A 19,878-nucleotide genomic window follows, 5' to 3' on the forward strand; every position below is an offset into this window, starting at 1 on the left:
ATAAGTAGTGCCCCGCACCTTTCATTGGGGCATTGCTATCATATTCGTAAAATGAAAATCAACTCATATAGAGGTGATACTAATGATCGATATTTTCATATCTACATATCCAACGTTCCTAAAAGCAATTGTTCTGACACTACAATTAACAATAACTTCCTTATTACTTGGATGCCTAGTTGGACTATTATTTGCTTTTTTTCGTATTTCAAATAGTAAACTCTTAAATGGAATTGCGCATGTATACATTGCTATTATTCGTGGTATACCGTTAGTTGTACAAATTATGATTCTCTATTTTGGAATTACATCTGTTATTGTATTATCACCTTTTTGGGCTGGCGCTATTGCCCTTGCTATTCATAACGGTGCCTATATTACTGAAATTTTCAGAGGATCCATTCAGTCTGTGGACCGCGGCCAACTCGAAGCAGCCCGCTCTTTAGGAATGACATATCCATTAGCAATGCGACGTATTATTTTGCCTCAAGCATTTCGTTTATCTATTCCGCCACTTGGTAATCAGTTCATTATCGGCTTAAAAGATTCTTCTCTCGTTGCCTATGTAGGAATGTCTGAGCTATGGGGATCCGGGCTTTCTGAAGCTGCTGCAAACTTTCAGCAACTTGAAACATATATTGTCGTCAGCATCTATTACCTTGCACTCGTTCTTCTATTTACGTACTTCGTTCATCTTCTTGAAAAACGATTAGCACGGAAAAATATGAATCACACACAACCCGCTAAACAAAAAGAAATCCCTATGTAAAAAGCACGAACTCTTCATGAGTTCGTGCTTTTATCATTATTATATAAACATAGTTGATTCTAATAACAACATATATTTTAGCCGTTTTTTACATTTTTTACTTCTTTTACTTCTTTTATATTTTCCTCACGAAATTCAATATTCGCAGGATCTAATCCATTCCCTAAAGAGCCATATAAATGCGCTTTATGCGGATCAATTAACTCGCTACCTTGGTGGTACACACGCGGTGTATTCCAAAGTGTAGCTAATGCTTTCCCCATCGGCATTTCATGATAGCGCTCTGGCCACATTTCTTTAATTTTCTCTTTTACTAATGGATAGTATTTTGAGCTCATACCTGGGAACAAGTGGTGTTCTGTATGATATGAGAAATTAAAATGTAATACGTCTACCCAGCGCGGCACTGTTACTGATAAACAGTTAGCAAGTGGATCATTTACAGGAACAATCGGGTTCAAACGGTGATTTGTTGCGATATATCCCATTACAATAGCGTTTGCAATTAATAATGGAATAACATAAGCAAAAAACCATTTTGCAGGACCCATAATAAACAATAAACTAATCCACACTGTCCATGGTAAAAGAAGCTGGAACCATACAGATTTTTTATTCTCTGGTTTAAATTCCTTTATAAAAAGAGCGAACATACGAGACGAATGCACTGTAAATTGAAGCGTTAACGATAGAAAGCTAAAGAAAGAACGAACATGCAACGGCATGCGATATACCCAACGTAAAAATTTGCTTTTCTTAAACTTCTCCATCGTTGGCCACGCATCCGGATCATTCTCCTCATGCTGTGTATGCACATGGTGAGTCAAATTGTGCCACTTTCTCCACAACTTTGGTCCAGTTGATAGTGGCAGAAACGCAATTGCTCCAAGAAAATCTCGCAGCCAAGCTTTTCTTACTACTGTACCATGTAAAATTTCATGTCCAAGAAATCCCATAGATGCAAAACATAATCCTAGAACGATTGCAATTCCAAGATTAGCCCACACGTTCAAATCTAATAAACCAATTGTCAAAAATCCCGCTATCGTAATAAGTAAATAGGCTAGTCCACCAAACAAACGAGTTGGGACTGGTTTAAATGCCTTCTTTGGCAAATGCGGTGATACACGTGCTGCATACCATCCAAACGTATGAAGATCCTTCATTCTTTTGCCCCCTTTTCATGCCGCGCTTACGCACCCTGCATACATCGATTGTCGTTTCCAGATTGATATTACTATTATTATAAAATTTTCTTTCCCAAAGAAAATTATGCTCACTTAATCTTACAATTATTATTCATTGAAAAATATTTCTCTTTTTACTCTTTATCAACCTTTCCACTAGATGAATCATATCAGTAGACTTTCTATATTGTCAACAACTTTTATGACCTAGTAATAAAAGTTGGTTATATTTTCATAATCACTTCCTATGTTACTAAAGAAAAAATGCTTATTTACCAACATTTACACTCCATACCAATTCTTCATCACCTTGTTACCAAACACTTAATTTTGTGAAGGATACTATACTTAACCCTATTTGTCCTGTGTTATGTCAAGAAAATTAAAACAAAGAATCATATACAGAATCTCTGTTAATTTATTATTTTAAAATAATTTATTTTTGACACATGAAATTTTGGTTATTGGAAAAATTAAGTAAAAGAAAATGATTAGAATACGAGGTGCATTCATATGGAACATGAACAACTTCCAAGATTTCCAGAACCATATTGGCGGGATTCTACTAGCTTTCCTACTTTCCCAAAGCTAACTGAGAACATAAAAACAGAGGTTGCCATCGTCGGAGCAGGTATCACTGGCATTACAACAGCGTACTTACTTGCCAAAGAAGGAATCAAAGTTGCATTAATTGATGCCGGAAATATTTTAAACGGAACAACTGGACATACAACTGCAAAGATTACAACCCAACACGATCTTATTTACGATGAACTAATTAGCAATTTTGGGGAAGAGAAAGCCAGATTATATTACGAAGCAAACGATAAAGCACGGCAATTTATAAAAGATACCGTACAACAGCACAATATCCAATGTGATTTCACAGAAGAAGATGCTTATCTCTATACGAATTCAACCGACAATCTACACAAGTTAACGAAAGAATTAGAAGCATACAAAAAGCTTAATATCCCTGGCGAATACATAGAAAGTATCCCGCTTCCAATTCCTATCAAAGCGGCACTTGTTATAAAGAATCAAGCACAGTTTCATCCGCTTCGCTATTTAGCAGCGCTTGTCGAACAATTCATTGAAGCCGGCGGTGTTATATACGAAAACACAACTGCAGTTGATGTGGAAAAAGGATCTTATCTGCAAGTCATTACAAGAGACGGACATCGAATCACCTGTGGTTATGTCGTTTCTTGTTCGCACTTTCCGTTTTATGATGCGAACAGCTTTTTCTTTGCAAGAATGTATGCAGAGCGCTCTTATGTCCTCGGTGTAAAAACAAAACAAGAATATCCAGGAGGAATGTATATAAGTATTGATAATCCGAAGCGTTCCCTTCGCTACACAACAATGGGTGATGAAAAATTGGTGTTAATTGGTGGTGAAAGCCACAAAACAGGACAAGGCATTAACATGATGAAACATTACGAAGCACTGCAAGCATTTGGCGAAGAAACCTTTGGCATAGAAGAAATTCCATATAGATGGGCAACGCAAGACTTAATTACACTCGATAAAGTTCCTTATATCGGACACATCAATGAAAATAATCCTAACATTTTTGTCGCAACAGGCTACCGTAAGTGGGGGATGACAAATGGAACTGCGGCAGCTTTATTACTAAAAGCGTCCATTATGAAAGTCGATAGCCCATATAAAGAACTTTACGCACCATCACGATTCCATACAAATCCAGATATAAAAACGTTCGTCATTCAAAATCTCGACGTAGCAAAACATTTAATTGAAGGAAAACTGGAATTTGCGCTTCGTAAACCAGAAGATCTCGTAAATGGAGAAGGATCTGTCGTAAGAGTAAATGGGAAACGTGCTGGTGCTTATAAAGACGATGACGGCAAACTTCACATTGTCGATACAACTTGTACACATTTAGGCTGCGAAGTGGAATGGAATAGTGGTGATTGCACGTGGGATTGCCCTTGTCATGGTTCGCGGTTTTCGATTCAGGGAGACGTGATTGAGGGGCCGGCTGATAAGGCGTTAAAGAGAATTGAAGATATGTAGTACTGTTAATGTACAACCTTTACCAAGGAAGAGCACCAATATTATCGGTGCTCTTTCCAGCTTTGATGTAGCATATCCCGAAACAGTATATTCAACTGCTCAATATCTATAACTGCCTTCTTTTCTAAACTCTTCACATACTCCTCGTAATACGTAATCTGTCCTTCTAAAAATTCATTCAATGTCGCAATTCTTGGTCCAACATCCAGCTCGATACCTGCTTTTTTCTTCTCAAGCAATTCCTCAATTTCTTTCAAAAGGTCTGCATCCAAGGCTAATCCATTCACTAATCTTTCAAACTCAATAGGCGGCAATGTCCCTTTCTCTTCTAACCATCTGCAAGCTAATATCGGACGTAATACATAAAAGTATTTCTTTAGCTTTACTTCTTCCCCTTGCAAAAACGTGCGATAGTTTTTAGATGCCATATGTAAATAATGATAGATCGTTGCTTTTAGATCAAAATGATTGCTCATTTCCTGCAAACGCTCCGGAAGATTTGATTTCTTAACGTATACAATTGGCGAAAGAATCCACTCTAACAAAGCTGGATTCGATTTAGAAAATAACTGTAATGCTTTACGGAGTTCCCAGCCACTTATATCAAGGGCATCGCTGATTGGATACTCAATAACATCCCGCTTTTGCTCAATTGATAAGTACCAGTCCATTCGATGTACGTATACAAAACGGACATCATAGTCACTATCTTTTGATGGAAATCCCCACGCCCTGCTTCCGGATTCAACAGCGAAGAGAATCTTTACGTCATTTTCGCTTTCAATTCGTTGTAGCTCTAATTGAATTTTTTCTCTCATATTTATCACTCTCATTTTTCTATCATTTCCTCGGAAATTCGACACCGAATCCAAAACACCTGCCTTTAGTATGGCATCTGCGATAACATACATATACAAATTCCCTATGTATGTAGTAAATATCAATGAAGAAGATTCTTCATTTCTCAACTATACCTTCAAACACCACTCCTAAAAAACACTATTACATGTCATTTCCTCGTTAAGCAGGATAAGATCTCAAAAAAATAACCCCTTGGAAGCCAAGGGGTTATTTTTGCTCTTGTGCTATTTTCTCTGCAATCCGTTCAAACTCAGCTTGAATTTCATCTTTAAACGAATCCACTTTGTCAAAATCCATCGCTGTAATATAAATTTTCTCTAATTTGTCACGTACAGTTTTTGCTTTCGCTAAATAGGACATCGCTTCATTCATTTTTTCTCTATAGCGCCTTGATACATCTTGAATTTCTACTGCATATTTCTCATCTGTTCCCGGTGCAATAATGAGCTCATACATATCAATGATTTCATCACTCTCACGGGTTGGAAAATATTCATGAGGTGCTGTACTATCAAAAATTGCAAAGCCAAGCTCTCTTACAATAACCATATCAAGACTATTTGGATCAAAGCCGCAATGATATATCTCAACATCGAAGCCCTTCTCTTCAGCTGCCGCTGCTAATTTTTTTAACATCGTCGATTTCCCAGAACCAGGACGCCCTTTTATAAAATAACGCTTCGGTACATCTTCCGTTAAATTTGGAACAAAATCAACTGCTCCTTTTGGCGTTGCGGCTCCTAAAAAACGATGCTTCACATTTGCTTGTTTCGTACACGTTTTATCACTAAAAAATTGCTGTATGAGCTGTTCTGTCAGCTCATTTGCTTTTTCAAAATCAATATGATCAATATAAAACTTCTCCCACTCATCATGAATCTCTAGCGCCGTCTTAAAACACGCATAAGCTGACTGAAACGCATTGCTCGCTTCTGATGTATAACGCATAATCTCATCTTTATGCGCCCCAAGTTGAGTAGAATCCCAAGCTACACCTAAGTTTACATACTCTTCTACAACGCCTGGCGCTTTCGGTTCAATAACATGCGGCGCTGTTCCATCAACAATTCCAACTTGTAATGACGGAATAATCACACCATCAATCGAATTATTGTCAGACGAACAATGTAAAAATTCAATATCATACCCTTTCTTCACCCACTCACGACCAATCAGCTTCATAAGCGAAGATTTTCCTGTTCCAGGTCCACCTTTTAAAATAAACAACCGGTCTAATCCCGTTAAGTTCTCTTCAAATAAACTGTAAAATCCCCTTGCTGTATTACCGCCAGCATAATAATTTTTTATATTTCCTGTCACTGCCTTTCACTCCTTTGTAAGCAGTTTCACTACATAAGCTACAATATGCAAACAGGAAAGAATAGGTGAATACCCATCTCCAATTCAAAAAAGAGAAACTCATAACAGTTCCTCTTCATCTTGAATCATAGTAATTGCATCAATACAGATCGGAGGCATTTCATAAAATTCACCCGTCACTGCATCTTCAACAATGTAGCTTTTTTGATTTTTACGGATTTCTATATCATGTAATGTTACTATCGATTCATACGTTAGTTTCATAGTATTTACCTTTTTTATTTACATTTTTATTCCTACCATGGCCAGTTGCACCACCAACATCCTGTCGTTTTTACTTTTTCTAACTTGCGAATTTTCATATTTACACCTCCTTTTAATGATATGCTTACTCTACAATATTTCCACTTGCATATACTCTCGGATACATTAAATAACTTCCAACATCATCTATTATCGTAAGTGAAATATAAGTGCCAAAACAAATGCATTTGATTGAAAATTCTTTATTTTTTCCAGAAAGATAATACATCACAGGTAATAACAAGAGCATAATAATATAAAACCACAGTCCCATAAAACTTATATGTTTTGTGCCACTTTTTATAACATAGACTGGAAAAATATAATTATATAGAAAATCATATAATATAAAAATCGAATAAAATAATGATATAAACCATTTCATAGCTTGTTTCTCTTCATTTTTAAAATTGGAACATATTATTAATTTTCACATATCTTACGACACTAGCCGTACGTACTCTAAGAAGTGTATGTTATTAATTTAAATATGCAGCTACACAGTTATCGTAACCAACATAATATTTCGTCATTTATCGACATTTTCCTCTATTTATAAATGAAATATTTTCTAAATAAAACAGATTGTCCCCTCTTTAACAATACTTTTACACTTTATTTACTCATAATTATGTATAAAAAAGCTCTTCTTTCACCGTTTGAAAGAAGAGCTTTTTTATACATATATTTATCCCGCATTAACGGGTAGTAAGTAGTAAGACCCCCACTGATGAAAGTTTCACTTTATTTTACCTCTACTGCTGGCAGCATAACTTTTACCTTTGTTCCGATACCAAGTTTGCTTTCAAATACAATCTCACCTTGATGTTCTTCAATAATTTTGTATGTAACCATTAATCCTAAGCCTGTTCCATTTTCTTTTGTCGTATAGAAGGCCTCACCTATTTGATCTATTTTTTCTTGATCGATTCCGCATCCTTCATCAGTAACACTCACTACAATTTGATTATCATGAACTACATTTGCTTCCACAATAATATTACCGCCATTTGGCATAGACTCTATCGCATTTTTAATAAGGTTAAGAAATACTTGTTTCATTTGTTTCTCATCACATTGTATAGACGGTAATGTTTTATCAATCATTGTCGAAATGGTAATGCCGTATTGCAAAATCGGCTGTTCTACAATATAAATCACATAAGATAAAATATCTTTTATATTATGTAATTTATATTCTCTCTTTTTCGGCTTTCCAAGAACCATTAATTCACTAACAATCGTATTCATACGCTCAATTTCTTGCACCATAATGTTATAATACGTGGCATCTTCAGGATGTTTTTCTCTCTGCAATTGTGTAAATCCTTTTAATGCTGTTAATGGATTACGGATCTCATGTGCAATCGTAGTCGCCATTCTTCCCACGACTGCTAGTTTTTCAGCTTGCTGCGCTTCTTCAAATATTTTTGTAATAGTACTTACATACGATTTGAAACGTGTTAACAAAATAAAGGATATGATTGCGAGAATCGCACATAATACGATTGGAATAATAACCGTTGATATATGTAAGATAACCCCTAAAAGGGCATATTTCCCAATCATACCGAGCGAGACTAACCAAAAATATCGTTTATTCACAAAAAGGGGCGAAAACAGAACAAGAAACTGTTCTACCGCATTCCCACTTGCAAATTTTTGTGGGGACCCTAGATAAATCATTATACTATTAAGTAAATCAATAAAGGTATATCCGAAAAATATGATGTATTTTACAGCATACGGATTTTTCTTTTTTATTAAGTAAATTCCAATCGGCAATAACAGTAACATGAAAATATGCATTCCAAATCCTAATCCACCTTCTGGAAAACCGATTGGTCGATTATCTATTTTCATTGCCGGATAAATAAAATAATATATGATATCATAAGAGAAAAAAATAATATAAAACAAACTTAAAAAAAGCTTTAATGCTTTAATTTCCTCTTGTATGAGCATATGAGCTTTGTCCACGCTAAAACTCCTTTATACATAGCATCAATTTTATATACTACTTGTTATTTTATAAGAAAAAAACAAATTTATGAAACTATTCTTCCTAACATAGATTGTTATTCATTAAACAAATTTTGTTTTCTTAAATACCTTATTGATTCCCTCAACATAAGAGTGACAACGCATTAATAAAATATAAGCCCACCAATACTACAGTAGAGATAATCATTGTCATCAAAGCATTCGGGTGTTGAGATACAGCAATAATTACACTGTACTTTATAACGTTAAAATCCCAAAATACCTTTTACTCATAAAAAGAGGAACAAAGAAAGTTAACACAACTTCTACAAAGTTTCCACTTCCCAATTCAGCATCATCTCTCAAATACATCCACACGTTACAGAAAATGTATCCAAATAAATATTCTATTAAATATACATATTTCACAACATGTAGGATTTCTTTCTTTACACAATATATGCCAAGTGATAATAAAAGTAAAATAAACATACACAAACTTATATTAAAAAGGACATTCCTTATATTAAGATTAATTAATGTAAAATGCTATTCTTGCAAAATAATATAAACAAAATTAAACACCCCTAAAAATAACTTGGCACTTTTCATTTCTTCTTCAAATAATATAGTATTTGGATTCACCTTAAACTCCTTTACATGCTTATATAATTGAGAATAAAAAATGTTTCCAATGTTTTATTATATCGATAAAAAAATAACCTACAATCCTATTTTAAAAATAAAAAGGAAGACTCTTATCTAATTCGTTGCATCCACAATTAGAAACAGTCCTCTCTCTTCCACTACTTTTAAATAAATTTTTCATTCTCTTCATACATAAGTTTACCTGAAGCAGGATAATCTTTCTGAATCCTATTTAATCAAGCCTTTTTTCTTCTATGACTAAAATCATGTATTTTAGTTTTAATAATTGATTCATATTTTCTAAGTATACTAGTCCTAGTCCTCATCTTTCACATCTATATCTTCAGGGATTGGTTCACTTAATATTTCTTCTACTAACTTTTTATATTTTTCCATTTGTTCTAAGTGCGTATTAAATTGCTCTTTATTCAGCAAGTACTGTTCTCCATCATGGACAGCACGAATGCGTTTTTGTTGAATTAAGCTTTCAATATACGATTCTGGCATACTTAAAAATTCAGCTGCTTCTTTTATTGTTAAATACAATCTTTTCAGTCCTTCCCTATATAAACGAAGTAAATGAAATTACTCCTTTTTATTAATCAATTCGCCTTCCGTTCGTATAAACTTTACCACACCCAATGCATATTTGGGAGATAACAATGCAGATATATGTTCAAATTGTATTCTATATAAATAAAAGATTAGGGAAACCAATCCCTAATCTTTTATTATGGATGAATTTTATTTATCCCGCATTAACGGGCAGTAAGACCCCCACCTCAAGATTCAGAGAAAGCGAAGAAGCTAGGTGGAGGATAACTACCCGTAAAAGCCCGATTCGATTGGTTCAACTAACCATCAGTGGGGGATGAAGCCCCCACTGATGGAAGTTTCACTTTATTTTTGGCCGTACGTCTCAAACTTCTTCGCTAATACAGCCATTTCTTCCTCTGGCAATAGTTTCGGTTCTCCAATACATTTCGTTTGATAATAAATTTGCGCACAAAATTCTATCTCTTCTGCGACTGTAAACGCCATTTTAATATTATGTCCCCCTGCAATTAGTCCATGATTCGCAAGTAAAACAGCGCGGCGATCTATCATTTCTTCATAAGCTGCTTCTGCCAATTCTTTCGTACCGAATGTTGCATACGGTGCACAGCGCACATTTGGACCTGCAAAAGCTACTAAATAAGAAACAGCTGGAAGCTCCCAACCTAATGATGCGATTGTCTTTGCATATGGAGAATGCGTGTGCACAAGTGCATTCAAGTCGTCTCTTTTTTGATAATAAATGAGATGCATATCAAGTTCACTAGATGGTCTTCTTGTTCCATCAATAACATCTCCATTTAAATTCAGTACAACCACATCTTCAGGCGTTGTCTCAAAATACTCTAATCCGCTTGGACTCATCGCAACTAGGCCTTGTTCACGATTAAAAATACTAATATTACCGCCTGTCCCCTTTGTTAGTCCGCTTGTGATTAATTTCTTTCCATACTCTACAATTTCTTCTCTCTCTTTTTGTAGTAACATATACATCCTCCTCAACGGGACACTTGTTATGGCTAGTTTGCTATAATAACCGGTATTCCATATTTTTCATAGCTTGTAATACATTCTTGCTGCATCGGTGTAAGTGGTACGAGTTCATCTGTAATAATTTTTGTAATGCACTGTTTATCACAGACTTCAAAGAAAGCAACCTTTCCAAGCTTCGTATGATCCACTAGAACGATGATTTCACTTGCCTTATTCAGCATCGCCTGCTTCGCTTCCCCTTCATCTATTGCCGTATCTGTTAAACCTTCATGGAAGCTTAGCCCTTTACTTGAAATAAAAACTTTATCAATATAAATTGATTGAAGATATTGCTGTAAGGATGCCCCCATGATAGACAATGATTTTCCTCGTAAAAAGCCGCCAAGCAAAATCACTACAATATGAGGCGCATCTGCCAGCTCTATTGCAATGCTCAAGTTATTTGTTACAACTGTAAGGCGTTTACGGTCTTTAATGAACTTACTTACCTCAAGCGCAGTTGTACTTGCATCAAAAGCTATTACATCACCATCTTCAATGAGCTTTGCGGCTTCTTTCGCAATAGCCATCTTTTCTTGCTTATTACTGTTTAACCGCTCTTCCATGGAAGCTTCATATACACGCTTCGTTTTCAGCTTTACACCGCCGTAGACCCGGATAACCTTACCATCCTTTTCTAGCCTCTCTAAATCCCTTCGTATCGTCATTAATGACACTTGAAAGACATCACTTAAATACGAAACATCTGCGTATTCCGTCTTCTCAAGCATCTCAATAATTTTATTTCTTCTATCTGCTGGTGAATTAGACATGATAATCGATCCTCTTTTATTTATTTTCTTATATGTCTAATATGCAAAGTTTATTATTGCTGAAATAACTTTTTTAAGTTTTCCGCAAACGGTGGACGTACAATGCCCTTCTCTGTAATGATTGCTGTAATATTCTCATGCGACGTTACATCAAATGCCGGGTTATACACCTTGCTATCTTGCGGTGCTGAATATTGTCCAAAGCGGTTAATAACTTCAGAAGCATCGCGCTCTTCAATCGGAATCTCTTTGCCTGTTGGTGTTTTCAAATCAATTGTTGGTGTCGGCGCTGCTACATAAAATGGAATGTTATAATACTTTGCTAAAATGGAGACTCCTAACGTTCCAATCTTATTCGCTACATCACCGTTTGCTGCCACGCGGTCACATCCGACAATTACTGCATCAATTTTCCCTTGTGACATTACCATCGCTGCCATATTATCGGTGATGACTGTTACATCGATGCCAGCTCGCTGCAGCTCTAACGCTGTTAGTGTAGACCCTTGTAATCTCGGACGCGTCTCATCAGAATAAATTTTTAAATCCCAACCTTTTTCCTTCGCTAAATACATCGGTGCTGTTGCAGTTCCGTATTTTGTTGTCGCCAAAGCACCTGCATTACAATGCGTTAACACACCCATACCATCTTGAAATAACGTAAGCGCATGTTCACCAATTTGACGGTTAATTTCCTCGTCTTCCTTATGAATCATCTTTGCTTCTTCTAACAATCTATTTTTCAAATCTTTAATAGATAAATGAACATTTTCTTTTGCGGCGTTCTCCATTCTCTCAAGCGCCCAAAATAAATTTACAGCTGTCGGTCTTGAAGTCGCTAAATAAGCACATACTTTTTCAACTTCATTTATAAACAGCTCTATTGAATTTTCCGGTACTTCTTTTACTCCTAAATACACACCGTAAGCTGCTGAAACCCCAATCGCTGGTGCACCGCGCACCTTCATCACTTGAATCGCATCCCATACGCTCTCTGCTGTTGTAAAAGATTCATAGACAACCTCATTTGGCAATAAAGTTTGGTCTAATAAAACTAAAGCTTCATCTTTCCATTGAATCGGTATTAATTGCTCAGACATAATCTTCTCTCCTTACTTTGTGTTAAGTGACAGTGCTTGTGTTTTTAACGTTTGTAAAAAATCATTGCCTGTTTTGTGCGTACTTGCCTGTAAAATAAACAACTTCGCAGCTTGCAAACAAATGCGTTCTGCTCTAGCACGAGCTTCTTCATCTGCAATAGATATGATATCCTTTACTTTTGCTAAACCAACAATGCGGCGAATTAATTCAAGACCAGTAATAGCCGCTGTATCTTCTAGCACAGACTGTAAATACCAACGACTAAATCCTTCTTCTTTTGCCATAATGTCTGTAACATGCGCATTCCAAGTTTCTAAGAATTTTACTGAAAACAGATCAATTACATCCGTAATCGTAGACTCCAACCAGTCCATATAAGCATCTTTTTCTATCCCAGAAACCATTGTCGCATCCGCATTTGCCCATGCAAATATTAAGTTTGCCACAACATTCCCGATGTCATATCCCATCGGTCCATAAAACGCGAATTCCGGATCAATCACCTTTGTAGAATCTTTTCTTACAAATACAGAACCAGTATGCAAATCTCCATGCAGCAAAGCTTGTGCATTTGTCATAAACGAAAACTTCAGCTTCGCCACTTCCATGCGAAGTGCGTCATCACTATATATATGCTCTCGAATCCAGCCTTCATTTAAAGAAAACAGCTCATTTCTTTTGTTATGATCTGTAAACGGCTCAGAGTACACAAGATCTTCTGTAATCTCACATAACTCCGGATTTATATAATTCTTCACTAACTCCTTTTTCTCTTTATGATTCATTACCACATCTGATGTTAATAGCAATGTGTTGACCATAAAGGTCGTTAAATCATCTGCAAGCTTTGGAAAGATTTGATGATTCATAAGCGCAGTACGAAGAATCGTATGATCTGACAAATCTTCCATCACACAGCAATTCATTACATCATCATACAAATACACATTCGGCACGAGCTTTGGCGCCAGCTTCCCCTCTAGCTGGAGCACATCTGACTCAATGCGAATACGATTCGTAGATAATTTAAACTCATCAGAAATACGCGCCGTATCTCCTGCTTGCTTCACAATAACAGAAGTTCCCTTCTCTTCATCCCAAACACGGAACACATAATTTAAATTGCCATCCCCAATTTCCTTGCACCGCAAACGCTGTGCGTCCTCGAACATCGATAACTTCTCCATCACATACGGTATTACATCACTAGATTCCATTAAAAAATACTTCGTGAACTTAGACATGGTTTCTCCCTCCACACTAAATGTAAGCGTTTTCTAAAAACCGTAAAAATAATAGATTGATAGTATTTTATTCAACCTACGATATGTTCTTTTTGTATCATATTTTGTTCGAAACGAACATCTAGTTTTTATTATAGCTTGTTAAGGAGGGGAGTCAACATTTTCCTATATAAAACAAAAAGCTCTTTATGTATCCAAAAGCTTCTTGTTCATTTTTTTAATATAAGAAGCAGGCAATCCATCTTGTAACAGCTGCTTCATCATTTTCATATAAGGGTTAATATGCTTAAAATATTTCTTATAGGATGCGCATAAATAATTTAACGCTGGTTCATTTTGATTTGAAACTAAAAATCTATTTTTAGGACATTCTCCATGACAAGCGAATCGAACCTCGCAATCTCTGCACACTTTTGGAAGAGTATCTCGCTTCTTTTTGCCAAAGGCAAGCAGTGATGGCAAATTCATTATATTTGCTAAACCATCTGTAATATTTCCCAATCGATATTCGGGATAAACGTAATGATCACAGGAAAACATCTCACCATTATGTTCCATAGCTACCGTCCGGCCACACTCTTCCCCAAAAATACAGATCGGTGACGGGATTCCTATCCAGGAAGCTAATGCCCATTCAAAATTCATGACATAAACCGATCCTACATCATGCTGAACCCACTCATTAAATATTTGAATAAGGAACTCTCCATACATTTCTGATTCTACTGTCCAAGGAGTTACTTCTTGCTCCGTTTCTTCCATTAACAAAGAAGGAGGAGTTGCATGGCGCAGGGAAAACTTTGCAGCCTCTTCATTCACTTCTCTTTCTACAATCGGGATAAACTGTATATATTGAATGTCTTGCTGCTTAAAAAAATGATAGATTTCTAAAGGTTTATAAGCGGAATATCTCGTAACGCAAGTCAGTATGTTAAATGCTACGCCATGTTTCTTTAACATAGCAATTGCCTTCATTACGAATTCAAATGTAGGTTTCCCTCCACGGTCAATCCGGTACATGTCATGAATATGCTCAGGTCCGTCTAAGCTCAGACCAACTAAAAAATGATGAGCTGAAAAGAATTCACACCAACTATCATTTAATAATGTTCCATTCGTTTGAATTGTATTTGTAATTTGTTTACCATCTGCATATTTTTTTTGAAGAGCTACAGCCTTGCGAAAGAAATCTAAGCCCATTAATGTTGGCTCCCCTCCTTGCCAAGCAAAGACAATTTCTTGTGTGTCCTGGGAAGCGATATACTGTTTAATATATGATTCTAAAATTTCATCAGACATTCGGAAGGAATGATCCTTAGGAAAATAAGCTTCCTTTTCAGTGTAATAGCAATACTTACAATCTAGATTACACATCGGGCCCGTCGGCTTAGCCAAAATATGAAAACTGGTGTGCTTACCCATTTTATTACCTCTTTTCTCTAGAGGGATAATATCAACCTTTACAAGTCATTTACAGATAAATAATCGTTCCGTTTAGATTAATGTAAATGGAATCTCTTTTTTCAAAGACTGGCTATATTTTTGATCATCTTGAAATTTAATAACCGCTCTCTCTATTTGCCCACTAAACGGAAATTCTGGCACTGGATAGTTAGTGCTCACGGCTGTTAATCGATCCCGGCCTATATCTAATCCCTCAGTAGAAATAAGAAATGGTAATGTGCGAGGCATATAAAGTGTGCCAACCTGTTGACCGTTGATATAAAGAATACCCGTTCCTTCATTTAACATCCCTTTTTTAAATTCAAATCGTATAGTTGAATACCCAACAGGTACTTCAACAGAAGATTGCATTTTATAGACAGTGCCAACATAATTATATTCATAAAATAAATAGTTATCTTTTATATATAATGTATAACCACTTGAATGATTACCATGAGCAATCAATACACCTTCTGTTGTATGAGTTGAACGAAAGATTGGAACTGTAATGGAATAAGAAGAAAATGTTATTTGAGGAGCAGCACTTGTTGGCAAATGAGCCATACCGGGATAGAAAATGAACGTTGTTCTCCCCTCCTGCAAGCCTTCATACCCTTTTCTAAATGGATTGTCACTTAAGGGTAAAACACCATACTTCGTAGCTTCCTCCCACCATATTGCTTGAAGCTCTTTCAATTTTTCTGGATACTTTTTTGCTAGATTGTACTTTTGCGAAAAATCTTGATTTACATTGTATAATTCCCAATGATCTTCCTTATAAGGTATACCTGTTTCATGATAGGTAACGGCAACCCAGCCATCTTGCCAAATAGCCCGGTGTCCGATCATTTCAAAATACTGTGTTTTTCGCTTTGATGGAACATGCGGTTCTGTAAATGTATCCAGCATGCTCAAACCATGAAGCGGCATCTGCGGAACACCTTCATATACTTGAGGAGCCGCAATGCCTAGAAGGTCTAATATAGTCGGAGTAATATCAATAGCATGATAAAATTGGGAACGAATTGATCCAGGGTCTGGAATACTGTGAGGGCATTGGATGATGAGCGGGACATGTGTCCCCCCAAAAAAAGTATTTTGCTTATAATATTTAAAAGGTGTATTACAAACTTGTGCCCATCCCTTAGGATAATTCGGGCTTGTGGAAGGTCCTCCTATTTCATCTATATGAGCAAACATAGCATCCACACTTTCCTGGATTCCGTTAAAGTATGCCGAATCATTAATGGAACCATTCCAATTTCCTTCCTGACTGCCTCCGTTATCAGAAAGTAAAACAATTATAGTATGATCTAGCTTGTTTTTTGATTTTAGGAAATAGAGTAGCCTGCCAATTTGCTGATCTGTGTGTGTTAGAAACCCAGCATACGTCTGTTGGAATTTGATAAACAATTCTTTTTCTTTCGTTGTTAGTTCAACCCATGGCTTAATTCCTGGATTGCGTTCAACGAGTTCTGTATAAGGCGGAATAACTCCCATTTCCTTTTGTCGCTCGAATCGCTCTTTCCTTATCTCATCCCATCCTTTATCGTAAACTCCCTCATATTTTTCTATAAATTCCCTTGGTACTTGATGAGGCTCGTGCTGTGCCCCGAAGGCTAAGTACAGAAAGAACGGCCGATCCGGAGTAACAGAAATATGATCAGTCAAAAATTCTAGGGTTTTATCAACTAGATCCTCTGATAAATGATAATTAGATGTATCCGGCTTCTGTACACGATGATTGTCGTATACTAAATCCGGTGCATACTGATCCGTCTTAGCTAATAAAAAACCATAATATCGTTGAAAGCCTTTTGAGAGTGGCCAATTTTCAAAAGGTCCGCTTGATGCTGCTTCATGCCCAGGAACCAAGTGCCACTTTCCAACCATATATGTAGCCATCCCATTCAGCTTTAAGATTTCAGCTAAAGTGGCAGCAGCATCTGAAATTCTCCCTCGTTTATTAGGGTATTGAGGTCCCCAATCTAGTTCAGTTATGAATCCCACCCCCACAGAATGGCAGTTACGGCCTGTTAAAAGACAAGCGCGAGTAGGAGAACACAAAGGAGTTACATTAAAATTATTGTAACGCAGGCCATTTTCAGCTAATGAATCAATATTAGGTGTTTCAATCTCTGAACCAAAGCAACCTAAAGCTGAGTAACCCACATCATCTAGAACAATATATATTACATTGAGCGCAGATTTTTTATTGGAACTTTCAAGTCCTGTCCTCAATCCCATTACCATCTTTCCTTTCATACTGACAAGGTTTGTAAACAATGGATTATATATTAAGTAATTTATTAAGGGGACACTTTTATCATGAATACTCTAGTTAAAAAGAAGCTACAAAAATGATGAATTATATCATCCTTGTAAAAAAGTTCTCTCTGTCAGACATCATCAAAAAACATTTATCATACAAAAAGAAGTTTCACTTTATCGATTTAACATCACCTTCTAATACGCTAATCGATATATCAAAAACCGCTCATTTAAATTTCGTTCATACAATCCCGGCAGTATAACTTCCTCTTTCAATTCAAACGACGTTTGGTTATCTAAAAAATAAATATAATCTTCTGATGGATAATACAAAACCAGCTCTACTTCCCGTTCTACTTTTTCCACCGAGAGTAATATGTTATTGACCACGTTCATAAACACTTGCACTGAAAACGGATTAAAAAAATAAAATTTATTATCAAATGGATCAATCTCGTACTCTTGCGCCAAGCAACAATGAAAATAAATTTTATCTTTACTTTTTTTAGTCTTCCTCAAATAGCTATCTCGATTTTCCAGTGCTTCTTGATAGAAAGTCTCGTTCATTTCTACCCCTACTACAGATGCATGATAGAAATGATGAATATAAAAATTTAATCGCCCTTTCCCACATCCAAAATCAACAACTCGATCACTACTTTTCAGTTCATACTTATTAAACAACTGTTCTAATGCAAGATATGGTGTCGGTTCATAACGATGATAATGCAAAGACTCGTAGAATCCCTTTTGTTCTCCTACTGTTTTTATGTTTAATACTGCATCATAATATTGTTCGTTCATTTGTTGCTCCTTCTCTCTAAAAAAAGAATCCTAATAAAATTAGGATTCTACTTATCATTCTTTTTTAATCAAGCCACACATCATATTCACAAATTATATCAGACAAAACATGTGTGGTATTGTAAAAACTGAAGAACATACATAGAAGGACCCTTGCTCGTTGAAATGATTTTTTAAAATCATTTCAACTCCTTTCCATGCCGAGAACATTCATGTGAATGCTATTTGCCTTCACATAAATTAAATATGATCTACACGATTTAAAAATAAATCTAGCTCATCTTCTGTTTTAAATTTGAAAGCATATCCATAATTTGTTCGCGTTTTTCCGTTTTTTATTTTCTTCGGAAATTTTTTTAATGCAGTGCTATGATAGTCATTCTCGTTTTTAAAACTTGAATGATTTTCAACAGTATTTGGGTCCATAACAATCGTTATGTCTTTATTAGGTAGTAAGTATACGACTTCTTTACTATTAACATTTTCAAATTCTGCAGCCTTAGTAGTTTTATTTATTAAATGAAAATTATTTTTTAGAAAAACCTTATATAATTTCTCTATTACTTTACTTAGCTTCGTTGCCTCTTCATTAATTACTGCACTTTCGGGACCTTGTAAGGTAACAAGCTCCCTCCAAAACTTCTCAATTGTATGCGGACCCACACCATTTAGTTTCATATGTAATGTATCCATTGGTGTTGTTATTTTCAAAAGAGAATCTATACCAATCCGTGAAAGCTCTTCTAATAGATAGCTACATCCATTTACAGGCAGTTCTATAATAGGTGTTTCTGTAAGCTCACCTGTTACGAAAAGTGTTTCATTTTTAAATTGAAGGCGAACATGCGAAGTACCTGGTGGGGCTTTAATGGCTGTTGCTACTACTTCTGATTGTTGTATGTTAATAGCTTTAGAAAGAGGCTTATCAGTTTGTACTCGCCCTTTCTCCTCCCTAATCACTTCAAGCTGTTGTTGAATTTCTGACCACATATCATCAATCTTTTGTAACGCTTGATCTAAATATGGCTTAATCAAACCATCTATATCCTTTCCTTCTAATGGATTCGTTTCTGGAGCATCCTTAATAGGTAACTTGTAAATAGGAGGTTCAAAATTGTAGTTCACATATATTTGCATATACCAGACACTAATCTCAAATAGAAACTTGTGAGCTTGCAAGGCATCGTGAATTTCTACCTCTTTTACATCATGCGTTGCTTTATTGCCTTTCTTTCTAATCCATTCTAATTTCATATAAATATCTTCTTCAATCGCATTTTGACGGTATAATTTATGTATTCTCTCTGCGTGCTTAAGTGGATAGATATTCTCAAGCTCTTCTTCTTTACTAATAATCTTCACCAGCTCTTCACTATATAAACGAGCCTGCATCATTGACGCATGAGGTTGATCCAACAGCTGACTTTCAATACGGTAAGCAAGTTCAGCTAAATCACTTGAAAATTGACCAACAAATTCAAATAAAGAATGATTAAGCATCATCATATCTCCTTAATAACTGTATATTTATTAAATCTTAT

The 19,878-nt window shown here is 35.8% G+C and carries 18 protein-coding genes; 2 read left to right on the forward strand and 16 right to left on the reverse strand.

Annotated features, from left to right (window positions below):
* Positions 1 to 82: 82 nt before the first annotated feature.
* On the forward strand, positions 83 to 769 hold the full coding sequence (locus ACEWFJ_RS22435; protein WP_473689971.1) for an amino acid ABC transporter permease: 687 nt from the start codon (positions 83 to 85) through the stop codon (positions 767 to 769).
* Between the two features lie 77 nt (positions 770 to 846).
* Here ACEWFJ_RS22435 and desB read toward each other — a convergent pair whose 3' ends face one another.
* Entirely contained in the window at positions 847 to 1,935 is a 1,089-nt protein-coding gene (gene desB, locus ACEWFJ_RS22440) for a Delta(10) desaturase DesB (protein ID WP_473689972.1), read from the reverse strand.
* A 534-nt stretch (positions 1,936 to 2,469) separates the two neighbouring features.
* On the opposite strand from desB, the gene ACEWFJ_RS22445 reads away from it, so the two are divergent.
* Positions 2,470 to 3,996 (forward strand): FAD-dependent oxidoreductase, encoded by a 1,527-nt coding sequence (locus tag ACEWFJ_RS22445; protein ID WP_473689973.1) that lies wholly within the window; start codon positions 2,470 to 2,472, stop codon positions 3,994 to 3,996.
* Positions 3,997 to 4,037: 41 nt separating this feature from the next.
* Here the strand turns inward: ACEWFJ_RS22445 and ACEWFJ_RS22450 are convergent, their stop codons facing one another.
* The 15 genes from ACEWFJ_RS22450 to ACEWFJ_RS22520 form a co-directional block, all read right to left on the reverse strand.
* The gene (locus tag ACEWFJ_RS22450) at positions 4,038 to 4,814 is read right to left on the reverse strand and encodes a nucleotidyltransferase domain-containing protein (RefSeq protein ID WP_473689974.1); all 777 of its coding nucleotides are present in this window, start codon (positions 4,812 to 4,814) and stop codon (positions 4,038 to 4,040) included.
* A 250-nt stretch (positions 4,815 to 5,064) separates the two neighbouring features.
* Positions 5,065 to 6,177 (reverse strand): PRK06851 family protein, encoded by a 1,113-nt coding sequence (locus tag ACEWFJ_RS22455; protein WP_429707880.1) that lies wholly within the window; start codon positions 6,175 to 6,177, stop codon positions 5,065 to 5,067.
* A 99-nt stretch (positions 6,178 to 6,276) separates the two neighbouring features.
* Complete coding sequence (locus ACEWFJ_RS22460) at positions 6,277 to 6,441, reverse strand: hypothetical protein (RefSeq protein WP_473689975.1); 165 nt, start codon at positions 6,439 to 6,441, stop codon at positions 6,277 to 6,279.
* A gap of 124 nt (positions 6,442 to 6,565) precedes the next feature.
* Positions 6,566 to 6,904: a hypothetical protein gene (locus tag ACEWFJ_RS22465; protein ID WP_473692649.1), complete on the reverse strand. Its 339-nt coding sequence runs from the start codon at positions 6,902 to 6,904 to the stop codon at positions 6,566 to 6,568.
* Positions 6,905 to 7,224: 320 nt separating this feature from the next.
* Complete coding sequence (locus ACEWFJ_RS22470) at positions 7,225 to 8,460, reverse strand: ATP-binding protein (RefSeq protein ID WP_473689976.1); 1,236 nt, start codon at positions 8,458 to 8,460, stop codon at positions 7,225 to 7,227.
* Between the two features lie 261 nt (positions 8,461 to 8,721).
* Complete coding sequence (locus ACEWFJ_RS22475; protein WP_473692651.1) at positions 8,722 to 9,000, reverse strand: hypothetical protein; 279 nt, start codon at positions 8,998 to 9,000, stop codon at positions 8,722 to 8,724.
* Between the two features lie 426 nt (positions 9,001 to 9,426).
* The gene (locus ACEWFJ_RS22480) at positions 9,427 to 9,657 is read right to left on the reverse strand and encodes an excisionase family DNA-binding protein (RefSeq protein WP_154713092.1); all 231 of its coding nucleotides are present in this window, start codon (positions 9,655 to 9,657) and stop codon (positions 9,427 to 9,429) included.
* Positions 9,658 to 10,011: 354 nt separating this feature from the next.
* Entirely contained in the window at positions 10,012 to 10,653 is a 642-nt protein-coding gene (locus ACEWFJ_RS22485; protein ID WP_473689977.1) for an L-fuculose-phosphate aldolase, read from the reverse strand.
* A gap of 32 nt (positions 10,654 to 10,685) precedes the next feature.
* Positions 10,686 to 11,471: a DeoR/GlpR family DNA-binding transcription regulator gene (locus tag ACEWFJ_RS22490; protein ID WP_473689978.1), complete on the reverse strand. Its 786-nt coding sequence runs from the start codon at positions 11,469 to 11,471 to the stop codon at positions 10,686 to 10,688.
* Positions 11,472 to 11,524: 53 nt separating this feature from the next.
* Positions 11,525 to 12,571, reverse strand: a complete 1,047-nt coding sequence (gene mtnA / locus ACEWFJ_RS22495; RefSeq protein WP_473689979.1) for an S-methyl-5-thioribose-1-phosphate isomerase — start codon at positions 12,569 to 12,571, stop codon at positions 11,525 to 11,527.
* Between the two features lie 12 nt (positions 12,572 to 12,583).
* Positions 12,584 to 13,816, reverse strand: a complete 1,233-nt coding sequence (mtnK, locus tag ACEWFJ_RS22500; protein ID WP_473689980.1) for an S-methyl-5-thioribose kinase — start codon at positions 13,814 to 13,816, stop codon at positions 12,584 to 12,586.
* A gap of 186 nt (positions 13,817 to 14,002) precedes the next feature.
* Positions 14,003 to 15,238: an anaerobic sulfatase maturase gene (locus tag ACEWFJ_RS22505; protein WP_473689981.1), complete on the reverse strand. Its 1,236-nt coding sequence runs from the start codon at positions 15,236 to 15,238 to the stop codon at positions 14,003 to 14,005.
* A 72-nt stretch (positions 15,239 to 15,310) separates the two neighbouring features.
* Entirely contained in the window at positions 15,311 to 17,509 is a 2,199-nt protein-coding gene (locus ACEWFJ_RS22510) for a sulfatase-like hydrolase/transferase (protein WP_473689982.1), read from the reverse strand.
* 219 nt (positions 17,510 to 17,728) lie between these two features.
* Positions 17,729 to 18,337, reverse strand: a complete 609-nt coding sequence (locus ACEWFJ_RS22515; protein ID WP_473689983.1) for an SAM-dependent methyltransferase — start codon at positions 18,335 to 18,337, stop codon at positions 17,729 to 17,731.
* A 240-nt stretch (positions 18,338 to 18,577) separates the two neighbouring features.
* Positions 18,578 to 19,837: a DUF4145 domain-containing protein gene (locus tag ACEWFJ_RS22520; protein WP_473689984.1), complete on the reverse strand. Its 1,260-nt coding sequence runs from the start codon at positions 19,835 to 19,837 to the stop codon at positions 18,578 to 18,580.
* Positions 19,838 to 19,878 lie beyond the last annotated feature (41 nt).

It is taken from the genome of Bacillus sp. EA-CB0995, from assembly GCF_055814245.1.

Bases quoted from the DNA above. Each gene is read 5' to 3' on its own strand.
- ACEWFJ_RS22435 (WP_473689971.1), top strand. From the start codon at position 83: ATGATCGATATTTTCATATCTACATATCCAACGTTCCTAAAAGCAATT.
- desB (WP_473689972.1), bottom strand. From the start codon at position 1,935: ATGAAGGATCTTCATACGTTTGGATGGTATGCAGCACGTGTATCACCG.
- ACEWFJ_RS22445 (WP_473689973.1), top strand. From the start codon at position 2,470: ATGGAACATGAACAACTTCCAAGATTTCCAGAACCATATTGGCGGGAT.
- ACEWFJ_RS22450 (WP_473689974.1), bottom strand. From the start codon at position 4,814: ATGAGAGAAAAAATTCAATTAGAGCTACAACGAATTGAAAGCGAAAAT.
- ACEWFJ_RS22460 (WP_473689975.1), bottom strand. From the start codon at position 6,441: ATGAAACTAACGTATGAATCGATAGTAACATTACATGATATAGAAATC.
- ACEWFJ_RS22485 (WP_473689977.1), bottom strand. From the start codon at position 10,653: ATGTTACTACAAAAAGAGAGAGAAGAAATTGTAGAGTATGGAAAGAAA.
- ACEWFJ_RS22490 (WP_473689978.1), bottom strand. From the start codon at position 11,471: ATGTCTAATTCACCAGCAGATAGAAGAAATAAAATTATTGAGATGCTT.
- mtnA (WP_473689979.1), bottom strand. From the start codon at position 12,571: ATGTCTGAGCAATTAATACCGATTCAATGGAAAGATGAAGCTTTAGTT.
- mtnK (WP_473689980.1), bottom strand. From the start codon at position 13,816: ATGTCTAAGTTCACGAAGTATTTTTTAATGGAATCTAGTGATGTAATA.
- ACEWFJ_RS22505 (WP_473689981.1), bottom strand. From the start codon at position 15,238: ATGGGTAAGCACACCAGTTTTCATATTTTGGCTAAGCCGACGGGCCCG.
- ACEWFJ_RS22510 (WP_473689982.1), bottom strand. From the start codon at position 17,509: ATGGGATTGAGGACAGGACTTGAAAGTTCCAATAAAAAATCTGCGCTC.
- ACEWFJ_RS22515 (WP_473689983.1), bottom strand. From the start codon at position 18,337: ATGAACGAACAATATTATGATGCAGTATTAAACATAAAAACAGTAGGA.
- ACEWFJ_RS22520 (WP_473689984.1), bottom strand. From the start codon at position 19,837: ATGCTTAATCATTCTTTATTTGAATTTGTTGGTCAATTTTCAAGTGAT.